This is a genomic window from Cytobacillus sp. MT66, from assembly GCF_058792595.1.
Genome location: NZ_JBXAFB010000001.1, coordinates 96,161 through 113,309 on the forward strand (window position 1 = coordinate 96,161; position 17,149 = coordinate 113,309).

The window sequence follows — 17,149 nt, forward strand, 5'->3', positions numbered from 1 at the left end:
ATCAACTTCTTCCTATATATTATAGGGACCATTTTAGCAAGGATAGAGTAAAAGGCAAAATGATATGACTAGAGAAATAACCAAGACCTTATGCGTTAATCACTTTTTCAGCATCATGTTTAGACAGAAACAATAAGATATCGTGGTCATTAAGCGGCTTACTGAAATAAAAACCTTGAACCGTATCACAGGAGAATTGTTTGACCATTGATAATTGCTTATAGTTTTCAACACCTTCGGCAATAACCTTTAATTTCAGGTCATGAGCAAGTACTGCGATGGCCTTGGTCAGGGCTGCACTGCTTGGATTTTTATCAATATCAAAAATAAATGACCGATCAATCTTTAATGAATTTATTGGGAAGTCCTTCAAATAATTTAATGATGAATAGCCTGTTCCGAAATCATCGAGAGCTATACAGACTCCAAGATCCTGTAATTTGTGCAAAACCTCTATGGCCATTTTCACATCATGCATAACCATATTTTCCGTTATTTCAAGCTCTAAAAAGGAGGGGTCTAAATCAGTCTCCATCAAAATCCTTTTAACCTTCTCAACAAAACCGTTTTGTAAAAATTGTCCCGCCGAGAGATTGACAGCAACTCTTACAGGCGGATAACCGGCACACTGCCATTCTTTCATTTTTTTGCAGACACTTTTTAGGACCCAATCACTAATCGGCAGTATAAGGCCTGTTTCTTCGGCAATTGGGATAAATTCACCTGGAGCAATAATCCCTAAATCGGGGTGATTCCAGCGAATTAATGCTTCCATTGAGGTTATTTCGCTGGTTTTAATATGTACCTGCGGCTGAAAATATAAGATGAATTCATCTTCATCAAGAGCTTTACGCAAACTATTTTCTAATAGAAGCTTTTCAAACCCTCCAGCTGCCATATTTGCTTTTGCCCTTTCAAATTGATTTCTTCCCTTTTTCTTGGCACTGTACATCGCGGAATCTGCATTGGTTAATAGTAATTCTTCATCATCTCCATCAAAAGGATACAGGCTGATCCCAACACTTGTCGATACGTAAACCTCTGTCTCAAATAAATGAAAAACTTCATTAAAGCCTGAAATGATTTTCTTCGCAATAAGTTCTGCTTCTTTCTCATCGTGCAAATCCTTAAGGATGCAAACAAACTCATCTCCGCCCATGCGTGCAATCATACTATTTTCTCCTATAGCGAATTTGACTCTCCTGGCAGCTTCCTGTAATAAAACATCACCTGAGGAGTGTCCAAGGGTGTCATTAACAAATTTAAAACGGTCCAAATCCAGATAGAAAACGGCAAGGATAGAGCAGTTTTCCTTAGCACAGTCCAGGGCTTTTTTTAATTCTTGATTAAGAAGAAATCTGTTTGGCAGCTGTGTCAAAGGATCAAACCCCGTAACTTGGAAATCACTTAACACCCAAACATAAAATGGCCTGTCCTGATTAACATCAACAATCGTGCTTACCGAGAGGTTTTTAAGTTTTTCGCTGCCGTTTTTTAATTTCATATATACTTCTTTTTTTGCAGAGTCACAGAAAGGAAAGGCGCCTTCAACAAATATGCTAATATTCTTTCCCGCTGCATCAAGTTTGCTATACCCGCTAGCTGATGCATAAGCGGTATTGATATCTTTAATCTGTCCCATATGATCAGAGACGATGGCGGGAGTCTCTAATTGTATAAATAATTCTTTGTAAAAGTTAGGTGAAACGTCAGCCATAAAAATAAGCCTCCCTTTTTAAAACGTTTTTCTATTATTTTACCGTTATAATTAATGGGGAAAATTGATCTATATCAAGGTCGCGGAATATTTAACCAATTAATATATAAATTAGCTGATATTATTGGTTGGAGGAATGTTAGATGAGTTTATTTACCTTTGAAGATATGAAGAAAATTAACCGCAAAACTTTAGGTAATATGGTCCCGCTAGAATTATTTCGATCTGTCAGATTAATTGGCATGTATCAAGGGCTGCCAATGAAAGGCAAAAACACAACGATTACAGTTGGCAGAGAAATCGGAAAAAACCTTCCCGTTCAATCAATAGATGATGCCCTAAAATTATATGAAGAATTAAAAATAGGAATCCCTAAAGTAGTAGAGCGGTCCGAAAATGAAATGCGCATTGCCATTGAGGATTGCTTCTGTGAAGGTCTTCCTGTCATGGAAGGCAATATTGTGTGTGACCTAGAAGGTGCGATATTAGAAGGGGCGCTGCTTAACATCTATGATGAAGTCAGTATTCGTGAAATTAAATGTAATGTAAACGGGGACGAGCATTGCGAATACATCATAAAATTCAAATAAAAAGAAAAGGCAGGCCCTTTAGGATACTATCCTAAAGGGATCTGCCTTTTTGTTTAGAAAAACACTAAATATATCACTGCAGCTAAAACAATTCGGTAAATCGCAAATGGAATGAGTTTAATTTTATTGATCAGCTGTAAGAAGAACTTTATGGAAATAAGAGCAAAAACAAATGCGCTTATAAAACCGGCGATAAAAAATGGCAACGCATCAAAAGTGATATACTCCCAATTTTTCAGCAGGGAAAGAAAGCTTGCTCCTGCCATTATCGGCACAGCCATAATAAAAGTAAAATCAGCAGCAGCTCTGTGGCTTAAACCCAGCAGGACACCGCCGGAAATTGTTGAACCGGAGCGGGAAAAGCCAGGCCACAAGGACAAGCATTGTATTAGACCAATTGTAAACGCCTGCTTGTATGTAATTTGGTCCACAGTATTAATCTTTGGTTTCTTTCCGCCGAAAATATCAGCAAAAATCATCAAAATTGCTCCAGCTACAAGCCCTACTAATACCGTTTCGGTGGAAAATAGGTTTTCATCAATATAATCCTCGAATAAAACACCCAAGATCCCTGCAGGAATTAATCCTACAATTACTTGTGTCAGCTTTAAGCGTTTTTCCCCAGCCGCATGTTTGCTCTTGGTGTTAAGCCCTAGCATATCAAGAAACCTATCCCAGAATACAATGACAACCGCCAGGATTGAACCTAATTGAATAACAACTTTAAACGTATTGGCTGGATATTTACCTAAAAACTCCTGAGACTTCAGCCACATATCATCCACAATAATCATATGCCCAGTAGAGGAAACGGGGGCAAATTCAGTTAATCCTTCAACAAGCCCGAGAATAATTGCTTTTAAAATAGTAATCACATCTAACACCATTGATTAAAAATCTCCTTTGTAACATAAAAAGTTTCATTCCATAATAATAGACGCGTTAAGGTATGATATCCCCTACACTTAATATTCGTTTTTAGCAAAAAACAATCGCCGTTAAAGTATATCACAGTCACAGCGATTGTTGCGAAACAAATCTATTATATGACAGTTGGAAGAGAAAGGGCAGTGTCTAAAACAGCATTTTCTGCGATAGAAGAATACATGAACTTTCCTTCACAAACTATTCACAGATTTAGATTTCTATGTGAGATATATCACCTATTTTGAGGGGCTAAATGAATATTATTAAAGTAAGCAATAGCTTAAAAGCCTTAATAATAAAGGAGGAAATTGAGATGAATAAAGGGGTAAAATATTTATTAACATCAGCCATCGGTCTTAGTTTATTAACTGCTTGCGGCGGTCAGACAGTTACTGAGAAAGTACAAATAACAGATCAAAAAGCGCTTGCTGCCGAAAAAGGCGAAACCGAAGTCATCGCTCCGCATAAAGGTCTAAACCAAAAACCTATCCCTCTAAAAGTTGAGAGAGTAGGGCCAACAGAGGTAAACGTTGAAATGACTTCACAAATTACTGACATTGAAATTGACAAAGGCAAAATGTACAAAGCATGGACATTTAATGGTGAAGCACCAGGACCGTTAGTTGTCGTAAATGAAGGGGACACCATTAATTTTACATTAAAAAATATGGACCCAGCCATTCCGCACAGCATGGATTTTCATGCCGTACATGCATCACCATCTAAAGATTTCGCCAATGTCATGCCTGACGAAACTGGAACTTTCAGCTACCCAGCTAAAAACCCTGGAGTATTTATGTATCACTGCGGAACAGCACCGGTATTATCACATATTGCTAATGGAATGCACGGTACTATAATTGTAAAGCCTAAGAATGGCTATCCTACAGATAAAGAGATTGATAGAGAATTTGTAATCGTTCAAAACGAATGGTATAAGTATAACGATTTAAATGATTTTACTAACGGCGTCCCAAGTCATGTTGTCTTTTCAACTAAGGCTTTGAAAGAAGGAGACCAAAATACAAACGGCGATACCTTCTCACTTAAGGAAAAACCGTTATTAGCAAAGGTTGGCGACAAGATTCGAATTTATGTCAATAACGTAGGTCCTAACGAAGTCAGCTCATTCCACGTAGTTGGAACTGTATTTGATGATGTATATATGGACGGCAATCCATATAATCATTTCAAAGGTTTACAGACTGTTATGCTTCCAGCAAGCGGCGGAGCAATTGTTGAATTCACAGTTGATCGGGTAGGAAGCTATTCTATCGTTACTCACCAATTCAATCATGTACAAAAAGGAGCCGCCGCAGTCATAAAGGTTACAGAAACAGGTGAAGACGACGGCAAGGCTGTCATGAGCCATTAATAACCAAACAAAATAAATAAATAAAACTCAACTCATCACAATTATACAAAAAAAAGATAAATATGTGAACCTTAAATTAATAAAAACATGGGCAGTTTTCCCAATTTGCGTAAGTGTTTTGTATCTAGGCCTGGGGAGCACTGCCCTATAGCTATTGCAATTAAAATATATAGCTTGCATAAGTGAGGGTGAGGTGTAACCCTAATGATAAAAAAGACAGCATTCTTTATTCTATTTTTTTTGATTGTTTTCACTGGAAAAGCCTCTGGCGAGGAGATCTATGTACAAAATAGTACAGAACTTCATAAGGCACTGCAGCAAACCGGCAGTGGACACCAACAAGTGATTAAATTGGCCCCTGGTGAGTATCAGGGAAATTTTATCGTTAAAAACTCTGTCCATATCATTGGTGAGGAAGGGGCTCAAATCACAGGACCGGATCAGGGAAGCGTACTTACTATCGAAGCAGATGATGTCATCGTTGAAGGACTGCAAATCGAAGGCGGAGGATCGCAAAATGCTGGGATCTATATTAAAGGGAACCGTTCCTACGTCCATCATAATGTCTTTAAAAATGTCTTTCACGGTATATATGCCCATGAAAGCTATGGTCATCGATTTGAAACCAATGTGATTTCAAGTTTTTCAGACATAAAAAAGCATAAAGGCTATGGAATATATCTTGCGAAAGCACCTAACACAGTCATTACAAATAATTTTGTACATGATACACAGGATGGTGTGTATGTTTCCTATTCAGATAACTGTCAGGTCAATGGCAACCAAATGATACGGGCTCGATACGGTGTTCACACAATGGACTCAAGAAATGTGATGATTTCCAATAATCAAGTCCGGGAAAGCATCAATGGCCTAATGATCATGCAAAGCTATGAAATTTCAATGATTAATAACTTCTTTTACTTAAATACAAAAATAGACGGCGCTGGAATGTTTGTGTTCGATACATTTGATTCGACAATTTCATCAAATATAGTTATGAATAACTCTAAAGGACTGCTGCTTGAGAATGCGAAAAGAAACCAGATTGAATTTAATATGTTTTTTGGAAACAATATCGGTTTGGAGATAAGACAAGGTTCAGAGAATAACATCATTTATCTGAATAATTTCTACAAAAACACCAATCAAATTATTTCTGCTAAGGATAATCAGAATCAATTTAGCAGAGACCAATATGGAAATTTCTTTGATGATCATCGTTCATTAAATATAAACCAAGATGATACCGTCGACTACGCTTATAAGAGCGGGGACGTTTTTTATAATATGTCTTCTAATGAACCTTATTTGCAAATCTTCTATAAAAGTCCTGCTGTTGAACTATGGAATATGATTGAAAGATATACACCCATTCCATCGGACACATTTATCATCGATGAATTTCCTCTGGCACAGCCGGCACCTTTTCAATGGGGGAATAGCACTAATAACAGCCCTGAGATGAAAAGCAAGGACTTTAGCTCTATACAAATTTTGTTTTTCCTGCTTGTTTTCGGAGCAAGTATATTAATCATTTGGAGCGCTAGGAGTGAAAAGCATGAAGCTTAAGTGGATGTTTCCAATTGCAGCCGTCCTTCTCATATTTACTGGCTGTTCATCAAAAGCGGCTTCACCCGCAGAAATAAAGGTTAATCAGGATGAATGTGATACATGCCATATGGGCATACAAGATCTGGAATCAGCCGCACAAATCATTCTTAATGATGGAAAGCCATTATTATTTGATGATATCGGCTGCCTGTTTGTCTATCTTCAAGAAGAGCAGCCTGAGTATGAAGCAGCATTTGTTCATGATTTTCAAACAAAGGAATGGATCTCACTGGATAAAAGCACATTTGTTCAAGATGAAGGAATTGAAAGCCCAATGAGCTACGGTATTGCTGCGTTTGAATCTGAAGAAAAAGCAAGTGACTTTCAAAAGAATGACGGCGGCACAATCTATACAAAAGAAGAGCTAAAGAATTTAGATATTAAAGCCTTTAAAAAGGGTGACATGACACACAGTCATTAACGGTTCACCTAGAATGGGGGAATCATGATGAAACACTATCTTTTATTCTCAATGACCAAGCACGAGCTAAGACTGCTGCTTAGAAGCAAATGGCTGATGAATTTTATGGTTCTATTTATCTTTCTATCTGTCTTGCTTTACTTCTATGGATTGCATTCCGTTCAATCGGATCCAGCAGAAGTAACTTATGGTCTGGAATCCGTCGGTAATAATATTGATACAAATGGGGTGAACCCAGAGTGGTTTGGTCTTAAAGAAATTGAGCAGCAGTCCCAAACGGCTGCAGATATTCAGCAGACAGCCTATAATCGTTCTATTGCCATGCTGATTAATCTGTCATTATGGCTGGTACCAATCATTTGCCTTGTATTAGGCTCAAATTCCATCATTGCTGATAAGGAAAGTGGGCGATTTGGACTATTCAAAACCTATCAGATTCCGTATTGGCGGTACATGACAAGCAAATTTGCAGCATTAGTTTTGTCTATGCTTGTTGTTTTAGGTGTATCTTATGGGCTCTTTGGCCTCATCTTTTCTCTTATTGGCCAATCATTTGAAGCAACGATTTTTCAAATTTTCCTTGTGGTTAATCTTCTGCTCATCATTATGTTTTCAGCCGCCTCCTTATTTGTCGGTGCAATTAGTAAAACGAGGATGCAAGGCCTGTCATTAGCTTTATTTTTTTGGAGTATGGCCGTGTTTGTCTACGAATTTATCATTTTTTCAATCATTGATTGGATACCGTATGCTTTTAAGTTAAATAGCTTGTTTTCGCTTATACTCCTGAATCCTGTAGAATCGATTCGAGTTTGGTCGATTTCCAAGCTGAATGCGGAGTATGTATTCGGACCAGAGTATTTAATTATTGATCAATGGGGAAACAGCGGGGTTTTGACCGCATCATTAATTCTATCTATCTTCCTCTTAGTTTTTATGACGATTGCAGCGTCGACAAAATTGTTAAAACGGGGTGTTTAAAATGATTTTGGAGCTAAAGAACATTTCTAAAAACTACAAGCGTAAAATTGCTTTAGCACCTGTGGACCTGTCAATAGACGAAGGTGAATGTGTTGTATTATGTGGCGGTAATGGTGCAGGCAAAAGCACGATGATTAAAATGATTACAGGGATTAATAAGCCGTCAACAGGGAAAATCATCTTTCATTCTAAACAAAAAAAATCTTTTGCCTACATGCCCGATCAAATGAATTTCCCTCCTGAGCTGACACCGCTTGAAATTCTCGGATACTACGGGAATTTTCTGCAGGCTGATAAAAATAAAATTAACGAAGTATTAAAAGAGGTCGGTCTTTGGGAGGAAAGAAACACAAGGACGGGCGGATTTTCAAAAGGGATGTCCCAGCGATTAAATTTAGCTCAGTGTCTGCTTGCTGATACCGATATTTATATTCTTGATGAACCAACAAACGGTCTCGACCCGTATTGGGTTATCCAATTTAAAGAAATAATTCAAAGGCTTAAAAAGTTAAAAAAAACGATCATTGTCAGCAGCCATATTATGAGAGATGCTATAGAAATTGCTGATAAAGTAATCATTTTGTTTAATGGGAAGGTCAAATCCTTTGGGACACTGGAGGAAATATACAAAAGGCATGGATGTTCCACACTGGAAGAAGTGTTTTTGACCATTCACCAGCAAGAACAGCATCAGGCCGTATAAAAGCGGAAGCAATCATGCCTCCGCTTTTTTTAGTAAATGGAATACAGCCCAATATTTTTCACCCAAAGCTCAGAATTTTTTCCATTTATATCTGCAATCCACAAATCTCCATTCATCGCATTCATATTTTTTCTTACCCATGTTAGCTTATTGGCAGATGAAGCGTAGTTAGGCTGAAAATCTCCCTGGCCTTTTTTCGGATTGGTGATTTTCGGCTGCTCATTTTCTTTCATTTTGATCATATACAGGGCAGGGTTTGGACGTTTGTTCGGATCATTGTTCCATTCTGCTTCTACAACCCGTGAAACAATCAGTGTATTGTCATTTACCCATGTAAAGCCCATCTCGGCAAAATTTGGCGGGGTAAGCGTATTTGACTTAAACGCAGGAAGCTCCTGTACTTTAAGTTTCTTGTTCTTAAAGCCAAACACAATTCTCCCGCCGCCAGCAATATAGCCAAGCAAGTTCTCACTAGGAGCCCAGGAAGGCTGGTCGATGCCAAGAATTGTCTCATCAAGAACCTCAAAATTTTCCCCATCTGCAGTAATAACACAGACCATATCACTATCCATTGACCAGGAAGCAGTCGGATTCACGATAAAAGATACCCATTTTCCATCTGGTGAAAAGGCAAAACTTGAAGCATTGATGGATAGAATGCTGACCTTGCCATTTGAAAGCTCCTTTGGAATTTTAAACAGTTCCTGCACGTTCTCAGACATCGTGATTTCCTTGAAGTTCTGTCCGATGGGAATTTTATAGAGCTCAGGGTTTGTCCACCCATCTGGTTTAATTGCGGCGGCAGATGAGGCAAAGACTGCTCTGCCGTCAGGGTACCATTCAAAATTATCAACACCTAGGGCAACATTCTTAAAATCATCTAAATTGGAAACATTCAATACACCGCCGCTTAGAAACGCAACGATATTTTCTTTTGGAGACCACTTGGCGTTAACACCATCATGGAAAATTTTCCGATGTTCTTTCGTTTCCATGTTATAAACCCATATTTCCGAATGTGTTTCTTTATTGGAGTTGATTTCAGACACCATTTCCTTTTGATAAAGAATCCATTTTCCATCATGAGACCACTGAGGCGGGTAAAGAATATTGGCTGCCTGTTTTGTGATTCGTTCCTCCTTAGCACCCGTTTTTATCCAGACAAAACCATCGCGGGTGAAGGCGATTTTCAGGGCATTCTCGTTGTTTTTTTGGCCGTGAACGGTACTCGGTAAACTAATAACAAAACATAATAAAAGGAACAATAACCTTTTCACTTTGATCGCCTCTTTCTAAGGTGCATAATAATGACAGTCTTATTATGATTCAAGGGAAGGTAAAAAATGAGCTAAGCAGTCTAATTTACATTTTTCCTTTATTTGCTTTATACTAGAAAAATATTGTAACCTTCCCAGTCAGTCAGTTTTTCAACGGGGAATTGGGGAATTATACATAAGAACGATAATTTACGGAGGCGTCACAATTTGGTCATTGCAATTGCTTTTTTTATGTTTATGTCTTTTTTCCTTTCAGGCAGTGAAACGGCTCTTACAGCAGTCAATAAAATGAAAGTGAAAACGAGAGCTGAGAACAATGATATAAAATCAAAAAAGCTGCTCAAACTGGTTTCCAATCCTGATGAACTTATTTCTGCGATATTAATTGGAAATAACATTGCGAATATTATGCTCCCTACATTAGTCACAGTGATTGCTATTCAATACGATTTTAATGTTGGTTTAGCAACAGGTGTCTTGACGGTTGTTCTAATCATTTTTTGTGAAGTACTGCCAAAATCGATTGCGGCTTCCTTATCAGAAAAAATTGCTTATCTTGTTTTACCAATCATCCGAATCCTTGTCATTATCTTAAAGCCCCTAACGTTTTTATTATCCAAATTTACGAGAGCCGTAATCAACTTATTTTCAAAGAATGATGAAGAGACACCATCTGTTTCAAAGGAAGAATTGATGACGATGGTCGACATCGCCTCTGTTGAAGGAACGTTCAAAAATGAGGAATCTGTAAGAATTAAAGGGGTTATTGATTTCTACAGTCTCGATGTCCGTGACGCACTGAAAACACCAAGAATGGATATTATTGGGATTCCATGCAAGAGCACATTTGAGCAAACACGGGAAATTGTGTTAGATAACCGATATACAAGATATCCGGTGTATAAAGGAAATATGGACAACATTGTCGGTGTATTTCATGCAAAACAATTGATTGCCTGGTCATTAAACCACGAAAAGCCAATGGAGGAATATACAGATAATGATCCGCTCTTTGTGTTTGAATTTCATCTGATTGAAAAAATTTATAAACTAATGATGCGCGACCGGAAGCATTTAGCGATTGTCCTTGATGAATATGGCGGAACAAAAGGAATTATTACCCTTGAAGATATCATTGAGGCAATGCTGGGCCAGGAAATTGAGGATGAAACCGATGAGGATAATGAAGTCCTTATTGATGAGCTGACAGACTCGCACATTATTTGCAACGGAAAGCTTGCCCTCCATCGGATTAACGAAGTCTTCAAAACAAAGATCCCTGAAGATGAAGACGTCCTATCTGGATTCCTCTTAAAGGAAATAGGCTATTTCCCAAACCAAGGGGATACGTTTGAATACCATCATCTTCATTTTCAAATTTTAGAGGTGGAAGATAATCGAATAAAAACGGTTAAAATCGTGAAAAAAGTCCATTAAAAAAACGTCTATTATAGACGTTTTTTTTATAATGGATATATAAAGAGGAGGGGGTCACAAATGCAAAAGAATTGGTCAATGGATTTAGAGCACAACGAATACGAGGACAATGTGGAACTGATTATTGAAGACAGCATTAAAGCAGTCGAGGAAACCGCCGCAGGCTGCTATGTGAATTTAGTCACTTCAGGGAAATTCGGCAACCCGTATAATTATCTTGTGCCGCTGTTATCGGAAGTATTTGGCGAAGCAATACAAATGAAATTTATTGACCAATGTGGCTGCGGGGGGTATGTATTACGCGTATGGAAACTGGAATCGAATACTTAACACACTTTCAAAATCAGCAAGTGGTGTTAAACTTTTATGAGAACGATGAATTGGTACAAAGAGACGGTATTCGCTTCGAATCCGTAGAAATTGCGGATCAGCAATTACTATTTAAAAGGGGAGAGACCGTCCTATATACACTTCCCTTGAACAAATGGAAAACCTTCAGACAGCGGACAGAATTTAAAAATTACTTTATCCTTGAAAATAAAGACGCCTGGATAGATATTTATTTTCCATAAAAACAGCCTATACGATTATGATAGGCTGTTTTTTATCTTATAAAATTCTCCGTGTAATACGGCTGTTTCTGGCTGTTAAAGGCAACGCCGACGCCTAGTGTATCGTATTCCTTCCGTAGAATATTTTCCCTGTGCCCCATGGAGTTCATTAGCCCTTCATGAGCAAAAATACTGCTAAATTGCCCGTAGGCTAAATTTTCTCCAGCAACAGTGAAGAAAATATCATCCTCTTTCATCCTGTCAAACGGAGACTCCCCGTTTAAATTTGTATGGGAGAAGTAGTTATTTTCGGCCATATCTAAGCTATGTTTCCTTGCTGTTTCTTTTATCTTATCATCCCAAGAAAGAACAGAGAAGCCGTGCTTAACACGGGCAGCATTCGTCAAATCGAACAGCTGAAGTTCGAAACCTTCTTTTAATTGCGGAGTTCCTTCAGCATAAAATCCTTTTTTGCTTTGTTCCAGATCCTTTTTGATGACTTGAATAGCAGTAACCGTATTATCCATATGTTTATCGTAAAAAATAGTCACATAGCTGTCATCAATCATAAAAACATCATAGTCACGGTCCTGTTCGAATCGGAAATAAACTAGGCCTTTTCTAATTTCATTTAAAGGCTTTCCAAGCTGCTCCAGAACTGTCTCTTTTGGTGTTCCTAATTTGATTCCTTTAGAGGAAGAAATTAAATCCTGGTTTGTATATAAACCGACAGCTTTATCTTTCTCGTTATAAGCAACCATCACAAAGTTCTGATACTGATCATGATAAGCATCCCATTTAACCCCGTATTCATTATAGGTTGAACGTTTAGCTTGTCCCAGCTGCTGCTCAATAGCCGATCTAGTTTCTTCAAGGGTTATATTATGAACGGCAAATGTATGACTGTTTGGCACAGCCAAATCGGGTTTTTTTACGTGACTCAAATCTGGCTCGTTCTGCTTTTTCGCCAATAGATCTGGAGCATCTTCCACTTTTTCTGTGATTTCGGTTAACGCGGAATACAAGGATTGCAGTGCTTCATTTACCTGCGGACTTTCTTTTAACATTTGAAGCTCTGATCTTACATTATCAACAATTGGATAATAGTCCGTCTTTTGCAGCTGTTTATCAATGAAAGGCCATGAAAAGTATAAAATTAATAATATAAACAGTGTGCGGAACAGTTTTCCCAAGATTTCACCATCCATTTCTCACACAAGTAAAATAGCCCATCTCTTTCAATTATATTAGGACCAAGAGCATTCGTAAAATTAAATGCAACTGGAAAATGACGGCAAGGAATAATGATCTTTCTATCCATTATAGACATATTTCTCTTATTTTAGAGGTTACGTTCATTTTGTCAAAAAAACCGGGCAAGCTATAAATATTTACAACTAATCTGGGTGTTCTTAGCTTTTTTGAAGGGGGAATTATGTTGAATTTTACTCCAGAAGAGAGAATTGAACTGCATGGGTTTAATAATCTGACTAAAACATTGAGCTTTAATATGTATGATATATGCTATACGAAAACGAGAGAAGAACGGGAAGCCTATATTGAGTATATTGATGAAGAATATAGTGCAGAAAGGCTGACGAAAATTTTAAAAAACGTGGCAGATCTTATTGGGGCACATGTTTTAAACATTGCACAGCAGGATTATGTCCCGCAAGGAGCAAGCGTTACCATGCTTGTGTCAGAAGGGCCTGTTGTTGAGGTACCAACTGAATCTTTTCACGAGTCACCAGGGCCGCTGCCTGATTCTGTTGTCATGCAGCTGGATAAAAGCCACGTAACTGTGCATACGTATCCGGAATATCATCCGACCGAAGGAATAAGTACTTTTAGGGCAGATATTGATGTCTCAACGTGCGGGGAAATTTCACCATTGAAGGCGCTTCATTACTTAATTCATTCCTTTGATACCGACATTATGACAATTGATTATCGCGTACGCGGTTTCACAAGGGAGAAAACTGGACATAAGCTATTTATCGATCATAATATCAGTTCGATTCAAAATTACATTCCTGAAGATATTAAGGAAGAATTTGATATGATTGATGTAAATATCTATCAGGCCAATATTTTTCATACAAAATGCCGGATCAGGGATTTTGACTTAAATAATTATTTATTTGGATATACAAAGGATAAGCTTCCCCAAGAAGAAATAGATGAAATTACAGAAAAATTGCAGACTGAAATGGATGAAATTTTTTATGGTACAAATATAAAATAAAACTATTTGCAGTCCTGCCCTTCCTAAGTCATATGAACCAGGAGGGGACAGGGACTGCTTGTTTTAATTTATACGATTTTCAGCCTAATTACTGATTATGCCTTACTTTCCCAAAACTTCCACCATGGTTTTGCCTTTTCTTCCTCAGCTGCGGCAGCACTTCGGAAATTGACGATTAAATCCTGGAATGTTTTTTCCCGCTGATGAACATCCTGCCAGTATTGCTCGCGTTCTTGATTTATAGTTTCCAGATAAATTTCTCTATCGGTATTAAGTGTCTCAATGAGAGAGCTAATTTCTGTGTGTGTAACCTCTGCAGAGCTAGAAATATAATGAATCATCGTTTTGAACTCTTCGGAAGCTGCTTCCGAAGAATCTGCTACGTGTTTTGTTAGATTGCGAATTTGTTCGGAGGTTCCTTTTGAAGTTTTCACAATCCTTCGTGAAAGGTTTCCGAGCGTTTCGGAAGTCTCTTCCGAAGTCTTATGTATGGATTTAGAAAGTTCTTGAATCTCCTCTTTAGTTTTTTCATTCGATTTATAAATAGAATCAGATAAACTTTTTACAGTATGAAGGGACCCTTTTGAGATTTCTTTTTTCACTTCCTCAAGAACTTCCTTCTTTATTGATGTTCTTATTTCAGCTCTTACATCATCAATTAAACGTGTGCGGAACTCCTCCATAACTGCGTATAGTTCTAATTCTTTCATCTCGCTTTTTTCCTGTGCTGGTTCGATTTCGTCAATCATTGCCGGAACGGTTTCGATTGCTTCGGAACCGCCTTTTGAATCTAAATGTTTTTGGAATAACTCTTTAATCATTTCTTTACTTAAGCTCTTTGCGCGCATTTGCTTTACAATGTTTAGCATGTTGATTTCTTCATCTGTATAAAAACGGGCGCCCTGTTTTGTACGCGGGATTATAAGGAGGCCGTCAAGATCTTTTTCCCACTGTCTTAAGGTGCCTGGCGGTACACCGATCATTTTTGATACTTCTTTCACTGTATAAGCTTTAACAAATTCACTTGTCATTTTTTCCATCCCTTTCTATCTCTTAGGTTATGAATCGTTCGGAAGCACGCTCCGAAGCTTTTTTTGGCATGTAAACTTATTCATCATCCACTACCACTTTTTCCTGCTGCCTGACAAAAGCTGTCAAAACAAGAGCATAAATTTGAAAAAACAACAATTTCGACAACAAAAAAACCGCCCTATTCAAGGCGGTTTTATTCAGTGGCTTTTTGTTTTATTCTTAGTTTTTTATTCATTTGTGTTTTAAAAAGCCATTTTAGGACGGGAGGAACAATGAAAAGAATAAAGAAAATCCGAAAGAGCTGATAGGCGGTCACAATGGATAGATCAGCTCTTATTTCATGCGCCATCAGCGCCATTTGTTCCATTCCGCCTGGCGCGAGAGCAAGAAAGCTTGTAGGGATGGAGAAATGATAATACGTCATCAAACCAACGCTCAAACCTAATGCACATAGAATAAGTGAAAAGCTGCTGATCAAGGCCAAAGTTATCATTTTTGTCTTGTTTTCGAGTTTTTCTGGTTTCATCATTAGGCCAATATATCCGCCAATAAATAATTGTGATAGATCTAATAGGCCATGCGGCAGCAGGGGTCCGTTGACGCCTGAAATATTCAGGCTCGCCGTGACAATGATTGGGCCAAGTAAAAAAGGAGTCGGCATATGGATCCTTTTTCCAAGAAAAGCAAAGCCAATAGAAAGAATAAAAAACAAAAGAACTTTAGATGACAAATCACTCCATAAAGGGGACGACGCCTCCACTACTGCACTCTTTTCACCTCCGAAAAAAGGACCAAACACAAGAACAGGCACAATAAAAATGATCATCATCAGCCTGGCCACTTGCAAAAAGGTCACAATCGTTAAATCAATGCCCTTTTCTTCCTCGGCCATCACAATCATTTGTGAAAGTCCGCCTGGAATACTGCCTAATAGGACAGAGGGATAATCCACTTTAGTAAACTTAGAAATGATCCATGCAGCACCAGATGAAAAAAGAATAATTAAAACGGTCGTAAACAGCATGGATGGCAGCTTATTGCCTACCTCAATCAGAGTTTCCTTTGTAAAAGAAAGCCCCATTTCATAACCAACAATAATAAGCCCAGCCTCTCTTATATATCGTGGCCAATAGAATTCTATTTTAAATAACCGGGAACCGATTAAGACAAAAGTCATCGATCCAAGCAGCCAGGGAATTGGCAAATGCAGCAGCTGAAAAACAATCCCGCCGAGAATGGCAGCCAGGAATGAAGCTATTAACCGCATCACTTTATCTTTTATCATGATTCAAACCTTCTTTATAAAGAATCGTAAAAGTCATTTTGCCATTAATAATAACATATTTTAATTTAAGTGGCTGAAAAAAATTTCCAAAATTTTCTTCGTCATAAAACGTTCATCTCTTATAAGTTTATCAGCCCCTGTTTTGGATATGATGGTTACTAATGCTTATCTAAGCCATAATTTACCTTATGTGAAAGGGAGAGATCTAATTTGTCGGGACCTAGCCTTAAAAAGCAAGACGCACATTCCTCTATCCATGAGGCTGCCTTAAATGAAGCAAAGGAATTAGCTTCTTTATTTCATCGCTGTCTTGGAGAAAATGATAAAGAAAAAGCGCTGCAAATAGCGGAAATCATTATAGAGCATTGGGAATCACGGACATTGGCACATGCCCAGTCAGAAGAAGAGGGTTTATATAAAGAAATGAAGGAGGAGCATCCAGAACTGAATGATCTTGTTGCACAGCTGACCCGTGATCACGATATTATGCGCCGGATTGTCGAGCAAATGAAGAAAATGCTGGAAAACCAGGAAGCAGATAAACGATTCTTGAAGCTGCTGGACGGCCTGATCATTGTTGATTTAATCCATAATGAGGATGAAATGAATAAATTGCTTGGTCATAACGAATAATAATCCGAGGAAATTTAAGGAAGTCTTTTGGGAGGGAAATAAATTGGGAGAATATCAGCTGCAAAAAGAAGAATCATTGAGGATTGTTTCACCAGTTCTTTATCGCAGAATGATTGATATTTTTAAAAAATATAATATTCATCCGTATGACGCTCATGGTTTTATCAAGAAAAGCCACTCAGGCTTTGAGCTATCTATCAAGCTTGCAGACAGCTTCTCTGAAGTTGGCAGAACAATTATTAGTGATAAGCAAGCCTTCGAGCCGGATGAAGAAGTTAGCGAATTCTTTAAAGAAACAGCAGAGAGCTGTAAAAATCGCTTGATTCAAGAGTATTTCAAAATGATTAAGCTTTAAGGGAGGGTG

18 protein-coding genes are annotated in these 17,149 nt (G+C 38.0%); 12 read left to right on the forward strand and 6 right to left on the reverse strand.

The window, feature by feature from the left end; all coding sequences use genetic code 11:
• Positions 1–88: 88 nt before the first annotated feature.
• Positions 89–1,717, reverse strand: a complete 1,629-nt coding sequence (locus tag AC1Q59_RS00445; protein WP_492363794.1) for a putative bifunctional diguanylate cyclase/phosphodiesterase — start codon at positions 1,715–1,717, stop codon at positions 89–91.
• Between the two features lie 143 nt (positions 1,718–1,860).
• Here AC1Q59_RS00445 and AC1Q59_RS00450 point away from each other — a divergent pair, with 143 nt between their 5' ends.
• The gene (locus AC1Q59_RS00450; RefSeq protein WP_492363795.1) at positions 1,861–2,307 is read left to right on the forward strand and encodes a V4R domain-containing protein; all 447 of its coding nucleotides are present in this window, start codon (positions 1,861–1,863) and stop codon (positions 2,305–2,307) included.
• A gap of 53 nt (positions 2,308–2,360) precedes the next feature.
• Here AC1Q59_RS00450 and AC1Q59_RS00455 read toward each other — a convergent pair whose 3' ends face one another.
• Entirely contained in the window at positions 2,361–3,194 is an 834-nt protein-coding gene (locus tag AC1Q59_RS00455) for an undecaprenyl-diphosphate phosphatase (protein ID WP_492363796.1), read from the reverse strand.
• Between the two features lie 353 nt (positions 3,195–3,547).
• Here AC1Q59_RS00455 and AC1Q59_RS00460 point away from each other — a divergent pair, with 353 nt between their 5' ends.
• The 5 genes from AC1Q59_RS00460 (at position 3,548) to AC1Q59_RS00480 (ending at position 8,325) form a co-directional block, all read left to right on the forward strand.
• Entirely contained in the window at positions 3,548–4,609 is a 1,062-nt protein-coding gene (locus AC1Q59_RS00460; protein WP_492363797.1) for a multicopper oxidase domain-containing protein, read from the forward strand.
• Between the two features lie 204 nt (positions 4,610–4,813).
• Positions 4,814–6,181 (forward strand): right-handed parallel beta-helix repeat-containing protein, encoded by a 1,368-nt coding sequence (locus tag AC1Q59_RS00465; RefSeq protein ID WP_492363798.1) that lies wholly within the window; start codon positions 4,814–4,816, stop codon positions 6,179–6,181.
• The gene (locus AC1Q59_RS00470) at positions 6,171–6,644 is read left to right on the forward strand and encodes a nitrous oxide reductase accessory protein NosL (RefSeq protein WP_492363799.1); all 474 of its coding nucleotides are present in this window, start codon (positions 6,171–6,173) and stop codon (positions 6,642–6,644) included. The genes AC1Q59_RS00465 and AC1Q59_RS00470 overlap by 11 nt, the downstream gene beginning before the upstream one ends.
• 24 nt (positions 6,645–6,668) lie before the next feature.
• The gene (locus AC1Q59_RS00475) at positions 6,669–7,622 is read left to right on the forward strand and encodes an ABC transporter permease (RefSeq protein WP_492363800.1); all 954 of its coding nucleotides are present in this window, start codon (positions 6,669–6,671) and stop codon (positions 7,620–7,622) included.
• A gap of 1 nt (position 7,623) precedes the next feature.
• Positions 7,624–8,325 (forward strand): ABC transporter ATP-binding protein, encoded by a 702-nt coding sequence (locus tag AC1Q59_RS00480; protein ID WP_492363801.1) that lies wholly within the window; start codon positions 7,624–7,626, stop codon positions 8,323–8,325.
• Positions 8,326–8,354: 29 nt separating this feature from the next.
• Here AC1Q59_RS00480 and AC1Q59_RS00485 read toward each other — a convergent pair whose 3' ends face one another.
• Entirely contained in the window at positions 8,355–9,602 is a 1,248-nt protein-coding gene (locus AC1Q59_RS00485) for a TolB family protein (protein ID WP_492363802.1), read from the reverse strand.
• A 207-nt stretch (positions 9,603–9,809) separates the two neighbouring features.
• Between AC1Q59_RS00485 and AC1Q59_RS00490 the strand changes: the two genes are divergently transcribed.
• Genes AC1Q59_RS00490 through AC1Q59_RS00500 form a run of 3 tightly spaced genes read left to right on the forward strand, consistent with a single transcriptional unit; the run spans position 9,810 to position 11,611 of the window.
• The gene (locus tag AC1Q59_RS00490) at positions 9,810–11,039 is read left to right on the forward strand and encodes a hemolysin family protein (protein ID WP_492363803.1); all 1,230 of its coding nucleotides are present in this window, start codon (positions 9,810–9,812) and stop codon (positions 11,037–11,039) included.
• A 60-nt stretch (positions 11,040–11,099) separates the two neighbouring features.
• Positions 11,100–11,369: a CGCGG family putative rSAM-modified RiPP protein gene (locus tag AC1Q59_RS00495; RefSeq protein WP_492363804.1), complete on the forward strand. Its 270-nt coding sequence runs from the start codon at positions 11,100–11,102 to the stop codon at positions 11,367–11,369.
• Positions 11,345–11,611 carry a hypothetical protein gene (locus tag AC1Q59_RS00500; protein WP_492363805.1) on the forward strand — a complete coding sequence of 89 codons (267 nt, stop codon included), beginning with the start codon at positions 11,345–11,347 and terminating at the stop codon, positions 11,609–11,611. The genes AC1Q59_RS00495 and AC1Q59_RS00500 overlap by 25 nt, the downstream gene beginning before the upstream one ends.
• A 32-nt stretch (positions 11,612–11,643) precedes the next feature.
• Here AC1Q59_RS00500 and AC1Q59_RS00505 read toward each other — a convergent pair whose 3' ends face one another.
• On the reverse strand, positions 11,644–12,783 hold the full coding sequence (locus AC1Q59_RS00505) for a CAP domain-containing protein (protein WP_492363806.1): 1,140 nt from the start codon (positions 12,781–12,783) through the stop codon (positions 11,644–11,646).
• A 245-nt stretch (positions 12,784–13,028) separates the two neighbouring features.
• Here AC1Q59_RS00505 and speD point away from each other — a divergent pair, with 245 nt between their 5' ends.
• A complete protein-coding gene (gene speD, locus AC1Q59_RS00510; RefSeq protein WP_492364313.1) occupies positions 13,029–13,835 on the forward strand; it encodes an adenosylmethionine decarboxylase in 807 nt (268 codons plus the stop codon).
• 95 nt (positions 13,836–13,930) lie between these two features.
• Here speD and AC1Q59_RS00515 read toward each other — a convergent pair whose 3' ends face one another.
• Positions 13,931–14,866, reverse strand: a complete 936-nt coding sequence (locus tag AC1Q59_RS00515; RefSeq protein ID WP_492363807.1) for a MerR family transcriptional regulator — start codon at positions 14,864–14,866, stop codon at positions 13,931–13,933.
• A 194-nt stretch (positions 14,867–15,060) separates the two neighbouring features.
• Positions 15,061–16,152 (reverse strand): AbrB family transcriptional regulator, encoded by a 1,092-nt coding sequence (locus AC1Q59_RS00520; RefSeq protein ID WP_492363808.1) that lies wholly within the window; start codon positions 16,150–16,152, stop codon positions 15,061–15,063.
• 210 nt (positions 16,153–16,362) lie between these two features.
• On the opposite strand from AC1Q59_RS00520, the gene AC1Q59_RS00525 reads away from it, so the two are divergent.
• Positions 16,363–16,785 (forward strand): hemerythrin domain-containing protein, encoded by a 423-nt coding sequence (locus AC1Q59_RS00525; protein ID WP_492363809.1) that lies wholly within the window; start codon positions 16,363–16,365, stop codon positions 16,783–16,785.
• 43 nt (positions 16,786–16,828) lie between these two features.
• On the forward strand, positions 16,829–17,140 hold the full coding sequence (locus AC1Q59_RS00530; RefSeq protein WP_492363810.1) for a hypothetical protein: 312 nt from the start codon (positions 16,829–16,831) through the stop codon (positions 17,138–17,140).
• Positions 17,141–17,149: the final 9 nt, after the last annotated feature.

Excerpts from the sequence above, each read along its gene's own strand:
- AC1Q59_RS00450 (WP_492363795.1), top strand. The coding sequence starts at position 1,861 with ATGAGTTTATTTACCTTTGAAGATATGAAGAAAATTAACCGCAAAACT.
- AC1Q59_RS00515 (WP_492363807.1), bottom strand. The coding sequence starts at position 14,866 with ATGACAAGTGAATTTGTTAAAGCTTATACAGTGAAAGAAGTATCAAAA.
- AC1Q59_RS00520 (WP_492363808.1), bottom strand. The coding sequence starts at position 16,152 with ATGATAAAAGATAAAGTGATGCGGTTAATAGCTTCATTCCTGGCTGCC.
- AC1Q59_RS00465 (WP_492363798.1), top strand. The coding sequence starts at position 4,814 with ATGATAAAAAAGACAGCATTCTTTATTCTATTTTTTTTGATTGTTTTC.
- AC1Q59_RS00470 (WP_492363799.1), top strand. The coding sequence starts at position 6,171 with ATGAAGCTTAAGTGGATGTTTCCAATTGCAGCCGTCCTTCTCATATTT.
- AC1Q59_RS00475 (WP_492363800.1), top strand. The coding sequence starts at position 6,669 with ATGATGAAACACTATCTTTTATTCTCAATGACCAAGCACGAGCTAAGA.
- AC1Q59_RS00455 (WP_492363796.1), bottom strand. The coding sequence starts at position 3,194 with ATGGTGTTAGATGTGATTACTATTTTAAAAGCAATTATTCTCGGGCTT.
- AC1Q59_RS00500 (WP_492363805.1), top strand. The coding sequence starts at position 11,345 with ATGGAAACTGGAATCGAATACTTAACACACTTTCAAAATCAGCAAGTG.
- AC1Q59_RS00480 (WP_492363801.1), top strand. The coding sequence starts at position 7,624 with ATGATTTTGGAGCTAAAGAACATTTCTAAAAACTACAAGCGTAAAATT.
- AC1Q59_RS00495 (WP_492363804.1), top strand. The coding sequence starts at position 11,100 with ATGCAAAAGAATTGGTCAATGGATTTAGAGCACAACGAATACGAGGAC.
- AC1Q59_RS00445 (WP_492363794.1), bottom strand. The coding sequence starts at position 1,717 with ATGGCTGACGTTTCACCTAACTTTTACAAAGAATTATTTATACAATTA.
- AC1Q59_RS00460 (WP_492363797.1), top strand. The coding sequence starts at position 3,548 with ATGAATAAAGGGGTAAAATATTTATTAACATCAGCCATCGGTCTTAGT.